This is a genomic window from Mesorhizobium sp. P2_A12, assembly GCF_056405075.1.
Genome location: NZ_JBFUCU010000009.1, coordinates 43,292 through 57,067, shown reverse-complemented (window position 1 = coordinate 57,067; position 13,776 = coordinate 43,292). Strand labels below are relative to the sequence as shown.

Annotated in this window: 21 protein-coding genes; 17 read left to right on the top strand and 4 right to left on the bottom strand. The window is 59.5% G+C overall.

Features of this window, described 5'->3' with window-relative positions:
* Window positions 1–47: 47 nt before the first annotated feature.
* The 11 genes from ssb to AC1DZU_RS19795 are packed head-to-tail and all read left to right on the top strand — an operon-like array spanning window position 48 to window position 4,928.
* The gene (ssb, locus tag AC1DZU_RS19845; protein ID WP_477287531.1) at window positions 48–563 is read left to right on the top strand and encodes a single-stranded DNA-binding protein; all 516 of its coding nucleotides are present in this window, start codon (window positions 48–50) and stop codon (window positions 561–563) included.
* Window positions 563–940 carry an HNH endonuclease signature motif containing protein gene (locus tag AC1DZU_RS19840; RefSeq protein ID WP_477287529.1) on the top strand — a complete coding sequence of 126 codons (378 nt, stop codon included), beginning with the start codon at window positions 563–565 and terminating at the stop codon, window positions 938–940. The genes ssb and AC1DZU_RS19840 overlap by 1 nt, the downstream gene beginning before the upstream one ends.
* Window positions 940–1,188, top strand: a complete 249-nt coding sequence (locus AC1DZU_RS19835) for a DUF3310 domain-containing protein (RefSeq protein ID WP_477287527.1) — start codon at window positions 940–942, stop codon at window positions 1,186–1,188. The genes AC1DZU_RS19840 and AC1DZU_RS19835 overlap by 1 nt, the downstream gene beginning before the upstream one ends.
* The gene (gene thyX, locus AC1DZU_RS19830; RefSeq protein ID WP_477287525.1) at window positions 1,181–1,870 is read left to right on the top strand and encodes an FAD-dependent thymidylate synthase; all 690 of its coding nucleotides are present in this window, start codon (window positions 1,181–1,183) and stop codon (window positions 1,868–1,870) included. Before AC1DZU_RS19835 ends, thyX begins: the two co-directional genes overlap by 8 nt.
* Complete coding sequence (locus AC1DZU_RS19825; RefSeq protein WP_477287523.1) at window positions 1,870–2,250, top strand: ASCH domain-containing protein; 381 nt, start codon at window positions 1,870–1,872, stop codon at window positions 2,248–2,250. Before thyX ends, AC1DZU_RS19825 begins: the two co-directional genes overlap by 1 nt.
* Window positions 2,243–2,473 carry a hypothetical protein gene (locus tag AC1DZU_RS19820; RefSeq protein WP_477287521.1) on the top strand — a complete coding sequence of 77 codons (231 nt, stop codon included), beginning with the start codon at window positions 2,243–2,245 and terminating at the stop codon, window positions 2,471–2,473. The genes AC1DZU_RS19825 and AC1DZU_RS19820 overlap by 8 nt, the downstream gene beginning before the upstream one ends.
* The gene (locus AC1DZU_RS19815) at window positions 2,458–2,784 is read left to right on the top strand and encodes a hypothetical protein (protein ID WP_477287519.1); all 327 of its coding nucleotides are present in this window, start codon (window positions 2,458–2,460) and stop codon (window positions 2,782–2,784) included. Before AC1DZU_RS19820 ends, AC1DZU_RS19815 begins: the two co-directional genes overlap by 16 nt.
* A complete protein-coding gene (locus AC1DZU_RS19810; protein WP_477287517.1) occupies window positions 2,781–3,020 on the top strand; it encodes a hypothetical protein in 240 nt (79 codons plus the stop codon). Before AC1DZU_RS19815 ends, AC1DZU_RS19810 begins: the two co-directional genes overlap by 4 nt.
* Window positions 3,017–3,508, top strand: a complete 492-nt coding sequence (locus tag AC1DZU_RS19805; protein ID WP_477287515.1) for a hypothetical protein — start codon at window positions 3,017–3,019, stop codon at window positions 3,506–3,508. Before AC1DZU_RS19810 ends, AC1DZU_RS19805 begins: the two co-directional genes overlap by 4 nt.
* Window positions 3,509–3,519: 11 nt before the next feature.
* On the top strand, window positions 3,520–3,771 hold the full coding sequence (locus AC1DZU_RS19800) for a helix-turn-helix transcriptional regulator (protein WP_477287514.1): 252 nt from the start codon (window positions 3,520–3,522) through the stop codon (window positions 3,769–3,771).
* Window positions 3,771–4,928 carry a tyrosine-type recombinase/integrase gene (locus AC1DZU_RS19795; protein WP_477287917.1) on the top strand — a complete coding sequence of 386 codons (1,158 nt, stop codon included), beginning with the start codon at window positions 3,771–3,773 and terminating at the stop codon, window positions 4,926–4,928. The genes AC1DZU_RS19800 and AC1DZU_RS19795 overlap by 1 nt, the downstream gene beginning before the upstream one ends.
* A 137-nt stretch (window positions 4,929–5,065) precedes the next feature.
* On the opposite strand, the gene AC1DZU_RS19790 is transcribed toward AC1DZU_RS19795, so the two are convergent.
* Window positions 5,066–6,199: a tyrosine-type recombinase/integrase gene (locus AC1DZU_RS19790; RefSeq protein WP_477287512.1), complete on the bottom strand. Its 1,134-nt coding sequence runs from the start codon at window positions 6,197–6,199 to the stop codon at window positions 5,066–5,068.
* A gap of 652 nt (window positions 6,200–6,851) precedes the next feature.
* Between AC1DZU_RS19790 and AC1DZU_RS19785 the strand changes: the two genes are divergently transcribed.
* The 5 genes from AC1DZU_RS19785 (at window position 6,852) to AC1DZU_RS19765 (ending at window position 10,751) form a co-directional block, all read left to right on the top strand.
* Window positions 6,852–7,103 (top strand): hypothetical protein, encoded by a 252-nt coding sequence (locus AC1DZU_RS19785; protein ID WP_477287510.1) that lies wholly within the window; start codon window positions 6,852–6,854, stop codon window positions 7,101–7,103.
* On the top strand, window positions 7,084–9,450 hold the full coding sequence (locus AC1DZU_RS19780) for a DUF3987 domain-containing protein (RefSeq protein ID WP_477287508.1): 2,367 nt from the start codon (window positions 7,084–7,086) through the stop codon (window positions 9,448–9,450). The genes AC1DZU_RS19785 and AC1DZU_RS19780 overlap by 20 nt, the downstream gene beginning before the upstream one ends.
* 317 nt (window positions 9,451–9,767) lie before the next feature.
* Entirely contained in the window at window positions 9,768–9,971 is a 204-nt protein-coding gene (locus AC1DZU_RS19775; protein ID WP_477287504.1) for a hypothetical protein, read from the top strand.
* A 118-nt stretch (window positions 9,972–10,089) separates the two neighbouring features.
* Window positions 10,090–10,470 carry a hypothetical protein gene (locus tag AC1DZU_RS19770; protein ID WP_477287502.1) on the top strand — a complete coding sequence of 127 codons (381 nt, stop codon included), beginning with the start codon at window positions 10,090–10,092 and terminating at the stop codon, window positions 10,468–10,470.
* 104 nt (window positions 10,471–10,574) lie between these two features.
* Entirely contained in the window at window positions 10,575–10,751 is a 177-nt protein-coding gene (locus tag AC1DZU_RS19765; RefSeq protein ID WP_477287500.1) for a hypothetical protein, read from the top strand.
* A gap of 362 nt (window positions 10,752–11,113) precedes the next feature.
* On the opposite strand, the gene AC1DZU_RS19760 is transcribed toward AC1DZU_RS19765, so the two are convergent.
* A complete protein-coding gene (locus tag AC1DZU_RS19760) occupies window positions 11,114–11,305 on the bottom strand; it encodes a hypothetical protein (RefSeq protein WP_477287498.1) in 192 nt (63 codons plus the stop codon).
* Window positions 11,306–11,470: 165 nt separating this feature from the next.
* On the opposite strand from AC1DZU_RS19760, the gene AC1DZU_RS19755 reads away from it, so the two are divergent.
* A complete protein-coding gene (locus tag AC1DZU_RS19755; protein ID WP_477287497.1) occupies window positions 11,471–11,806 on the top strand; it encodes a hypothetical protein in 336 nt (111 codons plus the stop codon).
* A gap of 475 nt (window positions 11,807–12,281) precedes the next feature.
* On the opposite strand, the gene AC1DZU_RS19750 is transcribed toward AC1DZU_RS19755, so the two are convergent.
* Both AC1DZU_RS19750 and AC1DZU_RS19745 read right to left on the bottom strand, forming a co-directional pair.
* A complete protein-coding gene (locus tag AC1DZU_RS19750; RefSeq protein WP_477287495.1) occupies window positions 12,282–13,097 on the bottom strand; it encodes an enoyl-CoA hydratase/isomerase family protein in 816 nt (271 codons plus the stop codon).
* A gap of 29 nt (window positions 13,098–13,126) precedes the next feature.
* On the bottom strand, window positions 13,127–13,750 hold the full coding sequence (locus AC1DZU_RS19745) for a cysteine hydrolase family protein (protein ID WP_477287493.1): 624 nt from the start codon (window positions 13,748–13,750) through the stop codon (window positions 13,127–13,129).
* Window positions 13,751–13,776: the final 26 nt, after the last annotated feature.

Here is a 13,776-nt window from a genome sequence, read left to right as displayed (position 1 = left end):
CAGGCGTCCAGCGGGTCGGAAAACCCAGAGATCGGAAGGACAAGTAGATGGCCGGCAGCGTCAATAAGGTGATTCTTGTGGGCAATTTGGGCGCCGACCCAGAAATCCGCCGCCTCAACTCCGGCGATCCGGTCGTCAATATCCGCATCGCCACCTCGGAGTCCTGGCGGGACAAGAATTCCGGCGAGCGCAAGGAGAAAACTGAATGGCATAACGTGGTGATTTTCAACGAGAACATCGCCAAGGTCGCGGAACAATATCTCAAGAAGGGGATGAAGGTCTACGTCGAGGGCCAGCTGCAGACCCGGAAGTGGCAGGATCAATCCGGAGCGGACCGCTACACCACCGAAATCATCCTGCAGAAGTTCCGCGGTGAACTTCAGATGCTCGATACGAAGAGCGAGGGTGGCGGCGATCGGCGGGAGGACAGCGGCGGGTACAGCCGGTCGAGCGGCGGAGGCGGTCGGTCGAGCGAAGGCGGGTTTGGAAACGGAGGGAAGGGCGGTAGCGTCGGTGGCGGTGGTGGCCGGCGCGAAGAGCTTGACGACGAGGTGCCCTTCTGATGTCCGACATCGAGAGGTGGTTGCCGTCGATCGTCAATGGGCTTGAGGTCAGCAGCCTTGGGCGCGTCCGCGTGCTGCCGTACACGAAAGAGATGCCATACGGTGGCACCCGACGCTATGGCGGCCATGCTTGGTTCGGCACAACGGCGAGGGACGCCAGCCGCCCTCGCATGATCCTGCGTTTCCGAGGCAAGACCTACAAGGTGCACCGGCTGGTCTGTCGGGCCTTTCGGGGACCGGAGCCGTTTTCGAACGCCGATGTCATCCATCGGAATGGCAACACACTCGACAACGCTGAGACCAATCTCCGCTGGGCGACGCGCTCTGAGGTGACGTCGCAGGTGCCGGCGCTGGCCACCGTGATGGAGGCCAACTGATGGCCCCCAATCCGATCACGCGTCCTCGCCAGTCCGAAGCCGTCGATCACCCGGCCCACTATGGCGGTGCCGACAACCCCTATGAGGCCATCAAGGTCATCGAAGCGTGGGGACTCGGCTTCTGCCTCGGCAACACCGTCAAATACATCTCGCGCGCCGGCAAGAAGGACGCCGTCCTTCAGGATCTGAAAAAGGCGCGCTGGTACCTCGATCGTGAAATTTCCAACCTGGAGAAGAGCAATGGATAGGATCGACGTCCTCGATCACGGGTTCGTCCGTCTGGTCGACCATATGGGAAGCGATCTCTCCGTCACCCGGGCGGCTCGTGTCAGTTATGACGCCGCTTGGCGCGCCGGCGAGGATGAGGGCAGCGACGCCAAGCTGATCCGCTACCTCTGGAAGCACAAGCACACCTCGCCGTTTGAGGCCGTCGAGTTCCAGTTCGAGGTCAAGGCGCCGATCTTCGTTTTCCGGCAGTGGCACCGCCACAGGACCTGGTCGTTCAACGAGTTGTCGGCGCGGTACCGGGAACTGCCGGAGGTCTTCTATGTGCCGGACCCCGCCCAGATCGGCGTGCAATCCGCGTCGAGCAAGCAGGCCCGCGACATCGATGAGACCAACGGCAAGGACATGGTCGACCGGCGCGTCGAGGCCTCCATGTTGCGCCAGCACTGCGAACAGTTCTTCGCGCTGTACCGCGAGCTGCTCGACAAGGGCTGGCCGCGCGAACTGGCCCGATCGGTGCTGCCGGTCAACACCTACAGCCACATGTTCGCGAAGATCGACCTCCGGAACCTGCTAGGCTTCCTCGACCTCCGGCTTGATCCTCACGCTCAGTTCGAGATCCGGGTCTACGCCGAGGCGACGCGAGATCTCGCCCGCGCCGTGGCGCCGGTCTGCATCTCGGCATGGGAGGCGGGTCGAACCTGATGGTCGCCTATTCCTTCAAGCCACGCTTCGTGGCGCCAATCCAGGCCGGCACCAAACGGCAGACGATCCGTGCCGATCGAAAGCGTCATGCCCGCCCAGGCGAGCAGCTGCAGCTCTACACCGGCATGCGGACGAAGCAGTGCAAGCTGATCGCCAGGTCGACGTGTGTATCTGTCGACCTGGTACTGCTGAACTTTGCCGATCATGGCGTGGTCAGGGTCAACGGCATCGTGCTGTTTTCCGATGCCGCCATGCAGGACTTCGCTCATCGCGACGGCTTCACCTCATGGGCGGACATGCGCGCCTTCTGGCGCGAAAACCACCCGGGCATGGAACAGTTCGAGGGCGTCATCATCAGGTGGGGCGATCTCCATGCGTGAAGCCGTCCTCACCCGCCTCCGCGCCGGCGAGAAGCTGCACCAGCAGATCGTCGACGGCCGCCGGCAGTGGTGGTTCGACGAACCGTTCCAGGATGTCCCTGACGCCATCGTCGTCAAGATCCGCGCCGGCGGTGAATTCCCGTTGATCGAGGTCGGCGATAGCCTTTTCGGCCTGCCCGACAATTCGCAGACATGGGAGGGCGACCCGTGTCCGACCGAGTAGGCTGCATCAACCCACGCTGTCGGCGCGCGTTCAAGCCCGGCGAGGGCGGGGAGATCATCTGCGGCAAGTGCTTCCGGATGCTGCCGGAAGCGGTCCGCAAGGAGCATCGCGGCTACTGGCGCGCGATCAGGAAGTGGGATCGGCGCATTGCTCGCACCGCCGACGAACTGAAGATCGTTCGAATGCGGGCGATCCGAGACCGCATCTCCTTCAATCTCGGCACGCACTGGGATGCCCACATCAAGGCGCCCTTGCTGGCGCCGGACAAGCCGGCCGGGCTGGATACATTCCTCGAGGAGGTCGGGCTGTGAAGAAGTGGAAGCGAAGCGATATCACCGATGTGATGGTCGTCCAGGCTTATCGCACCGCGAGGGACAGCAACTGGGCAGAAGGATGGCCCTACGAGGTGTTGGCGCGCCAGACCGGCGTACCTGAGAAGGTCGCCTATGCCGCCTGTGAGCGTGCCGAGGCGCATGGCCTGATCGAATGCGGTGTCTCGCTCCGGTCCGGTTGGCTGACCGATGCCGGAAGGGCTCTGCTGCCATGACCCCAGTGCTCGTTCATCGCTACAAGCTCCCGATCGAGCTCGCCATCGAGCAGCTGCTCGGCAAGCAGGCCGCCGGCGAAGGCTGGGAGATCTCGATCGAGGGCGATGATCTCGTCATCGATATCCACGGGCCTTCAGAGGTCACCTTCCGCGTCGGTGACTATGAATACACAGTCGACGGCCGCGCCGCGCCGGCCTCAAACGAGGCGGCAAAAGATAACACGCCTACCGAGACACCGGCCGAACCGCCGCGCAAGGGCGGAGCACTCGCCCGCCAGGCCGGGATCATATGCGGTGAAAAGGGGTTTTGGACGTTCGTCGCGAAGAAGTTTGGCACCACGATCGCGTCGGCAGACGAGGCCGCAGCCTGGCTGAAGGCGCAGTGCGGCGTCTCGAGCCGCGTCGACTTCGATTATGATGAAGGTAAGGCCGCCAACTTCCGACAGATCGACGGGGCCTACCGGCTCTGGCTTGAAGGATTCGACTGATGGCGGGCCGAATGCAGATATTGCCGCCCACGCTGATCCCGTTCGGAGTGAACAGGGAGCAGGCCGCCGCCCTGGTCGGGATCAGCGCGACGCTGTTCGATCGCCTCGTGCACGACGGGAGAATGCCGGATGCCCGCGTGATCGAGGGCCGTCTCGTATGGGATGTCTCCGAGGTCGAGCAGGCTTTCCGCGCACTCCCGCATCGCTCGGAGCCGGCGAAGCCCCTTGACGGGGGCGGGAAAGGCGACAACCCTTGGGATTGATGCCGAAGGAATTGCCAAAGGGAGTCTCTATCGACAGGGACAGGCACGGGAACGTGCGCCTGTATTTTCGTGCGTCCGGCCGCTCCAAGGTCCGGTTGACCGAGGAGCCGGGATCGAAAGAGTTCGACGAGGAGGTCGCGTGCGCGCGCCTCAATGTCTCTTACAAGCCCGAGGTCGCGAAGCCGGGAACCCCGGCGGGGCGTGGCGATGCCGTTGAAGGAACCCTGCAATGGCTGCTCGGGCAGTATCGCGCCCGGATCGGCAAGCGCGTCAACCCGACGCTGTTGAGCCGCCGCTTGCGGCTGATCGAGGAGATCTGCGACAGCGACCACAAGGGGAAGCGCCGCGGCGATCTTCCCTTTGCGATGATGGAGCGCAAGCACGTCCTCGAAATGCGTGACAGCCTGAAGTCGACACCTGGCGCACAGAACGAGGTCGCCAAAACGCTGTCCGCCCTTTTCGGTTGGGCTGTTGAGAACGAGCTGATCAAGATCAATCCGGCGTCAGGAATCAAGCGTCTCAACGTCGGCGAGGGGTTTCATGCCTGGACGATGGAGGAGGTCGAACGGTTCGAGGCGCGGCATCCGATTGGCTCGAAGGCGAGGCTGGCACTGCATCTCGGCATGTACACCGGCCTCCGTCTCGCCGATATCGCCGTCGTCGGTCGCCAGCACGTCAAGGACGGATGGCTGACCATCCGTCCCGGCAAGACGAAGCGATCGTCCGGAGTTGTCGTCGAGATCCCTATCCTGCAGGCCCTGCAGGACACCATCGACGCCAGCCCGTGCGGTGAGATGACGTTCCTTGTCTCCGAATGGAAGGCGCCGTTCACCGTCAACAGTCTAGGCAACAAGATGCGGGATTGGTGCGATCAGGCCGGGCTGCCGCAATGCTCGATGCACGGGCTACGGAAAGCCGGTGCCACGCTGGCCGCGGAGAACGGCGCCACCGACGAGGATCTGATGGCAATCTTCGGCTGGACGTCGAAGCAGCAGACCACGCTCTACACGAGAAGTGCCAGCCGGAAACGGATCGCGGGTAGGGCAATTCACAAGCTCCTGCGGGAACAAAAAAAGGACAAACTTGTCCCACCGAAAGAGGCGGTTGGGAAAAGTGGGACAAAAAGAGGCAAAAAAGCTAGCAATATCAAAGGCTGAAATTGGCCTTGGTGCCCCCGGACGGAATCGAACCGCCGACCTTCGGTTTACAAAACCGCTATTGAACATTGATTATATTGCGTTATTCGTTTCCGTGTTGCACATATGTTGCATGGACTGTGTGGGAATACGCGGAATCAACCTAACAGAGCAGTCTCCATTTCGGCAATTTTTGCGCGGTCGTCGTCTTCGGTTTTGAACAAATATCCGTATACGTCGTAAGTCATGGCTAGCGATGCGTGCCCCATGAGCGACTGAACTTTCTTCGGCGGGAAGCCCTGTTCGATGAACAGCGCGGCAGCAGCATGGCGCAAGGCGTGCAAGCTGTACTTGGCATCGAGGACAGGCTTACCGTCTTCGTTCTTCACCTTGGTCTCGACTGTGACGCCTGCCGTAATCTGCGCTGGCCAGAAGACGCGGTGCAAAAGATTGGCGTGGCCTTCAATGTTGCCCTCGCCATTTGGGAACACCAGATCGTGTTCGCCTTTCGGGCACTCTTTGCGCCATGCTTTGAGCATCGAGACAGTGCTATCAGAGATCGGTATATCGCGCGTGCCAGCGTCAGACTTTGGTGGCCCGAATTCATTGTAGCGATCGACACGGCGCCGCACATGAATCGCGCCGGACTCTAGGTCGACGTCTCGCCATTGGATGCCGCGCAGTTCGCTCGCTCGCATGCCCGTCAGCATTGCAACCCGAATGAAGGGGATCCACCGCGCTGGAGTATGCTTCAGGATGGCGCGAAGTTCATCCTTGGTTGGCATATCTAGCCGGCGCTTGTCGCGCGTGGCAGAAGGCATCTGTATATCGCGGGCAGGGTTTGTAGCCGCGTGACCGCGCGAGACTGCGTGCTTGAAAATTGAGGTGAGGGCGCCGTGCACCTTCGCCAACGATGAAGCCGACATGGTGCCAGTTAGATCATCGATAAAGGTTTGAATTGAAGGGGCGGACAGAGCGGCCAGTTTCGTCGCGCCGAATCTTGGTTTTACGTACAACTCGTAGGTCGACTTATACCGCGCTACCGTTGCGCGTTCCCTGCCATTCTTCTCCGCCTGCGCTAGCCAGAGCTTTGCGGCTTTGTCGACAGTGATGCTTGCGCTATCCGCCACATGCGTTCCGGCACGCACCTGGCCGCGGGCAGTCAGCAGGAAGTCGTCAGCAGCCTTCCTCGTGGCAAACTGCTTGTGCCGCCGCCTACCGCCGCCATCGCGGTAGTCGGCCTGCCAGACTATCTTGCCGGAGGGGAGTTCGCGCTTGCGGATTGTGGCCATGTTCGTCTCCTTTGAAGGGTGACGGTATTTGACCATCGGTTTTTATGCAACACGGAATTATTTTGCAACACGCCGCAACAAACTATTTTAATTTGCAACACTTGCTCAAATTTAGTGAGATTCTTATATGCTTAATAAGACCGTGCTTGTCGCGGCGACTGAGCGTATCCCGCCAAACCGAACGGCGGCCCTAACCCACCTTCATAATTCAGTTTTGGAGCGTGCCTCGGCGCGTGTGGATTTCCACGTCTCAAGACGTTGGAACAGGGGAGAACTATGGACCATTCAAACGACAATCTTGCCGCAGATATCCTTCGCGGCGCCGACGCCATCGCCAGACATCTCGGCTTCCCGCGGCGGGCAATCTATCACTTGGTCAGTAAGGGCGGCTTGCCGTCATTCCGGCTAGGTGAAACCGTCTGTGCTCGGAAGAGCACGCTGGCCAATTGGATTGCAGAGCAGGAGAGGGCCGCCGCATGAAGACCATTGCGGAAATGTCCCTCGCCGAACTCGATGCCGAACTGGCCGCCATTCGCGCGGAGCACGCCAGGCGCCGTGAGCAGCGGGAAGCCTCTCGGCTCTAGCATACGCGCGTCATATAAAAACCCACCGGCGAACCAACGCCGGCTCTCCAGGAAACGAGATCATCAACTTGCAAATCCTAGAAATCAGACCCGCGCCACCAGGCGTGGGGCGGACTATTGCGCATTTCGACCTGCAATTGACGCCGGACTGCCGACTCTACGGTCTGCGGCTCATCAAGACCGAAGACAGTCGTTACCTTTCGTATGCGCCGAACGCCCGCGTCGCGACGTTTGCACGAGAACTGGCCGATGAAATTTCGCGCGCTGCAAGCGTCGCCTATCGCGAGGGAATCGCCATCCATGACCGCAACAGCCACTAAATCCAACTCGCTTGTCGATCTTCGCTGCAGCCTTATTGAGAACGGCTACCACATCATCCCGGTTAATGGGAAGCGTCCGCATATCAAGCGGTGGAGCCGCCTAAAAATCCAGGCATCTCAGGTTGAAGGCTACAGCCGCAAATACACTGACCACACCAACACCGGCATATTGACGGGCGATCTTGTCGCCGTCGACATTGACGCTCCGGATCTCGCTACAGCCGAGAAACTGATCGCCCGCTTCTTGGAAATCCCCGGCGCCATGCATGCGCCATGCCGCGTGGGCAAGCCGCCGAAAGCCATGTTTATATCCCGAGCCGCCATGCCGCGGGAGAAGGCTGCGACGGCTGAATACATCATCAATAGCGAAAAGCACCAGGTCGAGATTATGGGCGCAGGGCAGCAGATCGTTGCCTTCGGCATCCATCCAGACACGCAGTCGCCATACGTGTGGTCGAACGGCGATCCCCTCTCTGTTCCAATGGCTGACCTACCCGTCATCGCGCCCGAAGATATCGACGCCTTTCTGGCCGACGCCGACGCCATACTGGCCAGTGTTGGGGAGCCGATTAGGAAGGCCGAGCAGCCCTCCGTCAAGCAGTCAGGCTGCGACTCGTTCTGGACACGAGTCAATTCCGCAGCTCTAGCTAGGCCGGACTCGTGGGTTCCAACCCTGTTCAACGGCGCCACGCGCGAAGCCGGGACCGGCGCATGGCGGGTCACAAGCAAGGAATTAGACCGCCCCCTTCAGGAAGACATCAGCATCCACCCAGATGGTATCCGTGACTTCGGACGTGAGCAGCCGGAGACAGCCATCAACTTGGTTGTCGAGTACGGTGGAGCTGCCACTACGAAGGATGCAGCCCTTTGGCTTTGCGAACGGCTAGGCGTGGATCCCGCCACGCTTGGATGGGAAACCCGGACGCCCGTAACCGTTCGCTTTGGACAGCCTTCTACCCTGCCTGTTGCCGCGAATGATGACGAACCAGACGAGGCCCGCGCTCACTCGAGATCGTTCCCGGCGATACTGCGCACTGACTCAAAATTGGAATCCTTCACGCATCCTGGCGGGCTGGTCGAAGACCTCATTGACTGGATTGTGTCGTCATCACCGACGCCTTCTCGAGAGCTTGCCCTCGGCGGAGTGCTGGCGTTTCTAGCGGCGCTCATAGGGCGGCGCTATTCCACAGGACAACGCGATACGCGCGCGAACTGCTACATCGTAGCACTGGCGCCGTCTGGCTACGGCAAGGATCATTCGCGCAGCCAGATAAAGCGGCTGGGCGAAGCGGCTGATGGCTACCTCGATCAGTATTTCGGGCCGGAACGCATCATGTCCGCATCCGGCCTTCGTTCCGCTTTGGAGCGCTGGCCGTCGCTTGTCTGCTTCATGGATGAGTTCGGCGGCTTCATGCGGGACATTCTCGACAAGAGAGCCGGCGAGCATAAGCGCGCCGTCTCGGTCGATTTGCGAGACTACTTTTCCGCATCAAATACCAATTTTGCGGGCGCTGAATACGCCAAGGTTCGGGCGGTAAAAGTCTACAATCCTAACCTGAACATCTACGGCACGGCGACACCGGGCCAGTTCTGGTCGGCGTTGTCCAACGCCAGTGCAGAGGACGGTTTGTTGCCTCGCATGTTGCTATTCAACGTCGGCGAGGATTGGCCAGACACGGTCGACCCCACCAGGGACGTCCGCACAGTGCCGGCAACCTTGATCGATCGCCTTCTCCCGCTTGCAGGCATACAGCCTCGTGTCGATGCCAGGCGCCGCATCGGCGCGATCCTCGACGACAATGCAAAGGAAGGGGGCAAAAAGCCGCTAGACCCGACCATCGTGCAATGGACGGGCGAGGCTGAAGCCGGATTGAAGCACCTTATTGAAGAGGCTCGATTGGCGGCGCGAGATGCAAGTGAACTCGCGGCGCCATTCATCAGCCGTTTGGCTGAACACGCCACCAAGTTAGCCCTTATCGTGGCGGTTGCGTCCAAAAAACGCGATGCCCACGGCAAAGCTACAAGGGCGCTTATCGACCTCCCGAAATGGGAATGGGCGCTGGGTCTGGCCCGACACTGCGTTGGTGAAATGCTGGCATCGGTCGAGCAGTACGTGTCCGACAACGACCGCGAGGCAGTATTCAAGCTGGTTGCAGGTATCATCGAGAAGGGTGGCGACAAGGGCGTCTCGCCGGGTGTGGTGATCGACCGTATGCCTAAACGCTTCAGCCGAGTCATGCGCCAGGAGGTGCTGGACGATCTTACAGAGTCAGGCCGGGTGATCGTCATCGAAAACACCCCGCTAGGTGGAGGACGCAAAAGCCGGAGGCTTCGTTGGCGTGGGTAGTTTCTTCGTGTTTCTTCCGGTTTCCTCGGTGCGCTTTAAGAAGAAACTCGAAGCGAAAAGTGTAATAAAATCAAACTGATAGGTAGTATCTTCTTAGTTTCTTCGTTTCTTCTTGGCATAGCATGTCTGTGGTTTTTAGGCCGTTCCACATACACACCCCACCGAAGAAACGAAGAAACTCCCTAATCCTCTCTATCGTATTGATAGAACACGATAATTTTTCGAAGTTTCTTCTTTGGGGACTGACGAGGAAACGACGAAGAAACTACGATTTCTAGAAACCAGAGGAGAGAACATCATGAAAGCATCAATCACACATGACCGTAATTTCGATCGAACCGTTCGACGCCATGTACCCCGTCCGTAAGATGGGCGGCAAGACAGCCTGGTATCACTGCCGCATCTTCGGCTTACTGCATGAGGGCGCGCTCGATGAAGGCCGCTTCGTCGTGGTGACAAAAACAGAAGATGGCGATTTGTACACCACATCGCTGCCATCCGTGCGGCGGGTGGATGAGTAATTGAGCCCCTATGGGGTAGCCGGTCGTCGCTCTTAGGGCACGAGGGGGCTGCAACCGCTCCGGGGTTTAGTTCCGCTAAACCTGTATAAATTTTGTTTTGTGGTGGGAAGAATTTTCAATGAAAACCGCAAGGGATCTTGCCCGCTCGACAAGCGCCGACGCCGTCACCGAAAGCTCGAAGCCTTACCGCGGCCGGCGCCTTAGCTGGGCTGAGTTCTATGTGTTGCGGCCAGACCTGCAGCCGGACAATGAAACGACCTTCAAACTGGAACAACGCCGTTCCGTGCTCGTTCCTTTCGCGAGAGAGGAGGAGGCAGAGATGGCCAAAAAGAAATCGACCGAAACGAGCCGGATTATGAAGGGTGCAGAACTTGAAGTTGAGCACCTTACCGAAGTTACGGACTTGTCGCCCAACCAGGCGCGCGGGCTGCTACGCAAGCACGGCGCGGACTGGCCGAAGTTGAAGGACGAAGCCGAGGATTTGAAGGAGAAGAAGTGACTACCCGGTCGCGCTTTGCGGTTCGGCATTACCCTGGCTTGGCCGGTTCACCTACCATCCTGGCAACCATTTGCCGCTCCGGACCGGAGGGATTATGATCGCTAATGGGCAAAAAGATCGATGATCTAAAGCTTGAGATTCAGCAGGCCGTCGCCGCGCTAAGCGAATGCGAGGCGGCCATGCGCCTTGGTGAAAGCAGCCGCGCTCATGATTTAGTTCGCGACACGATAGTAAGGCTCGAGCGACTGCTGCACGACGCCCAAAGCCTCCCTCATACCTAATGTTCACATTGCTCTGGCGCGCGCCGCCCGAGAATCCTTGACGCTGCCCGCTCAGCCGCCTTCTATTAGGCCATGCGCTCCGCGTGTCGGGTGGAATAAAAAGCCGCAGAAACTTATATCAGTGTTTAGAGGCAGCTTCGCCCCTAGATAGTGTGAAAGACCGGCGCCGCTGTTGCACGTGCGATCCGCTGTCCGATGAACGGGCCACTCGCAGGGCACGCGCCGCTCTTTGCTCTGCGGAGGCTGCGATGGACATCGACACCCACCGCGCGCGCCTGGAAAGGCCGGCAGCTAATGACAATGCCGACCCCCGCTTGCGTGGCCACCCCAACGGGGTCTAGCTCGCGTCAGTGGCTACCCGCTTAGACCGCTTCGGGATGCAACTCAGCAAAAGCGTAAGAAATCTGATTTTTGCAGGATGAATGTTTCAATGAAAACCGCACGCGAAAGCCGCCAGCCATAAGCGCATGACGCCGGAAGAGGTCGCGGAGCACGCGCTCAAGATGGCCGAAGCGGTGCGCTTGGCAGAGGCCACACGCAGGCTGCGTGTTCATCGTCATCTCCTCTTTCGTTGATGCCGCAAAGTATCCCGCTTGGCGCTGACCACAAAATCACTTTTGCCTCGCGCGCTTGCGCACGCGGACCCATAGCCCCGGAACCAAAGCGGTCGCGCCATGTTTACCCCGCGAAGGGCAACACATCTTTTTGGAGAATGCGAAATGAAAGTCATGATTCTGAGCGCGTTGGCACTTTGCTTGGCTCTGCCGGCGGTCGCTTCCGCAGACGAAGGCATCGTCATCCAGACCCACCGACATCACCGCCATTATTGGAACGACAATAACAACAACGACGGTGTGGTCATCTATCGGGACGGGCAGCGTCTCCATCACCGCCATCATGGCGAGCAGGCGTTTTACGACAATGGCGAGCGCGCCTGGCGCCGGCATCACCACCGCAATACGGTCGTCATCACGAGCTCGGTCGAGCGCCGCCATCATCACCGGCAACACCCTATCATCATCCAGGATGATAACGGCGACAATAACGACTACTGATCTAAGACCTTGGCCCGGCTACTCGATCGCGAGAGCCGGGTCATCTCGGCTTTTGTGCCGATAGATCTGCTTCCTCATGAATCCCACTCTAACCTTGGCCTTGGCGTAGGCAATGAAGTACGTGGCGCGGGTTGTACACCAAGGCGGCGGTACGAAATATTGCTGCCCAAAACGTTCTTCATCGCCTTGCGCTTACAGCCAGCTTTTTTGCCGGACTGCAGCTACATCTCATTGGATCCGATTACGTCGGCCTCACCTTCAGAGAGATTGGTTAGCGACGGGTCTCCAGAGGTAAAGACAACACCCGCTGCTTCCAATGCCTGTCGGCAGAGCAGTCGCGAGCAGCGCGTCTGTTAAACTGGTCCTGCGTTAGGCTTGGCGCGGCAGAAGCCCGTGCCGCCACTGATAAGGCCGCGACGGTCATGATTGGAAACAGCCACTTCATGTTCTTTTCTCCGTTTAGCAACGAGAAGGGTCAGCCCTCGCCCAACCCGGCGAGCATTCGCCCGAGGCCCATTTCGCCGTCCGCGGTCTGAAATCCGCTATTGAATGCAGACTTGATGAGGGATTGCGTTTCATCCAGGCCCGCCGCTTCGATGAACAGATCCGAGTCGCGGCGGAATTCCTCGACGGGCGCTAGAGTGATAGCGTTGATCCGGTCCTTGAGTGCTGCCTGACCGCCCGCCGGAAACCTGGCGATGCGATTAGCCAGCGAGCGGACGAAGTCGTCGAGAGCGTGGCTTGGCAGGGCACGATTGATCCAGCCGTACCTTTCGGCGAGAACGGCATCATAGTCGTCGGCGCTCAGCAGGACCTCGAGCGCGCGCCCGCGCCCGAGCAGGCGGGTCAGATGTTGTACGCCGCCGGCGCCCGGAACGAAGCCGAAAGCCTGCTCCAACTGGCCGAATACTGCAGTCTCGCGTGCGGCAAAGCGCATGTCGCACGCCAGAACGAACTCGCTGCCCGCACCGCGGACGCGTCCTTCAATCTGAGCAATGGTTACGAGGCGGCTCGTGCTCAGTCGACGAAACAGCAGACCGAGCGAGGGCTCTTCGGACAATCTCGATGTCTGAGCACGAAGCTCTTTAATTCGGGTCACGTCCACATGGGAGATGAAATAGTCGGGATTGGCGCTCTTGAACACCAATACACGGCAGGTCGTGTCCGTCTCCGCCTGAAGGATGAGCGTGACCAAGTCGCCGACCAACTGCGGCCCCAGAAGGTTCATTGGCGGCGCGTTGATCTCAACCAGCAGCAAAGCGCCTTCCCGGCACAGCTTGAGCGTTTCCATATCCATTTCCATCGGCGCCTCGCTTGCGTTCATGAAGAAGGGATGAGTTCGATGACCTCTTTTGTAGCGAGGATCGCTGCGTAGTTCGGCATGTTGACGTCAAGCGCCGCGTGCATCTCGACATCCGAGTAGTCAGCCGTTGCGTCCCTCACTACCGTAACCTCATATCCAAGCTCCGCGGCGAACCGCACGGTAGCCTCGACACAGGTGTGTGCGATGAGGCCGATAACAATGAGCTTCTGGATGCCGTACTTCTTCAGTTGAAGATCGAGGTCGGTATTGGCGAAGCCGCTCGAGCACCAGTGCTCGGAGACCAGAACCTCGCCATCTCGTCGCGCAAAGTCGGGCCGGATTTCGCCGCCCCACGTGCCGTACTCGAAGACCTTGCTGCGAAACGCCGCTCTCTGTACCGGCGCTATGTAATTCCAGGTTTCATAGTCGCCGGGCCGGTAGCGACGGTGCATCACGTAGAAGACCTTGAGGTCCGCCTGCCGTGCGCTATCGAGGATTTTCAGCATGTGCGTCACGCAGTTATTCGCCTCGGCCACGCCTCGGATGCGGCCCCAGACCTTTCCGCCCTCTGAAATGAAATCGTTGTAAGGGTCGATCACCAACAGTGCGGTGACCTCCTTCTCGTAATTCGGTGTGGTCAAGATCGTCCTCCATTCGACCGCATGCG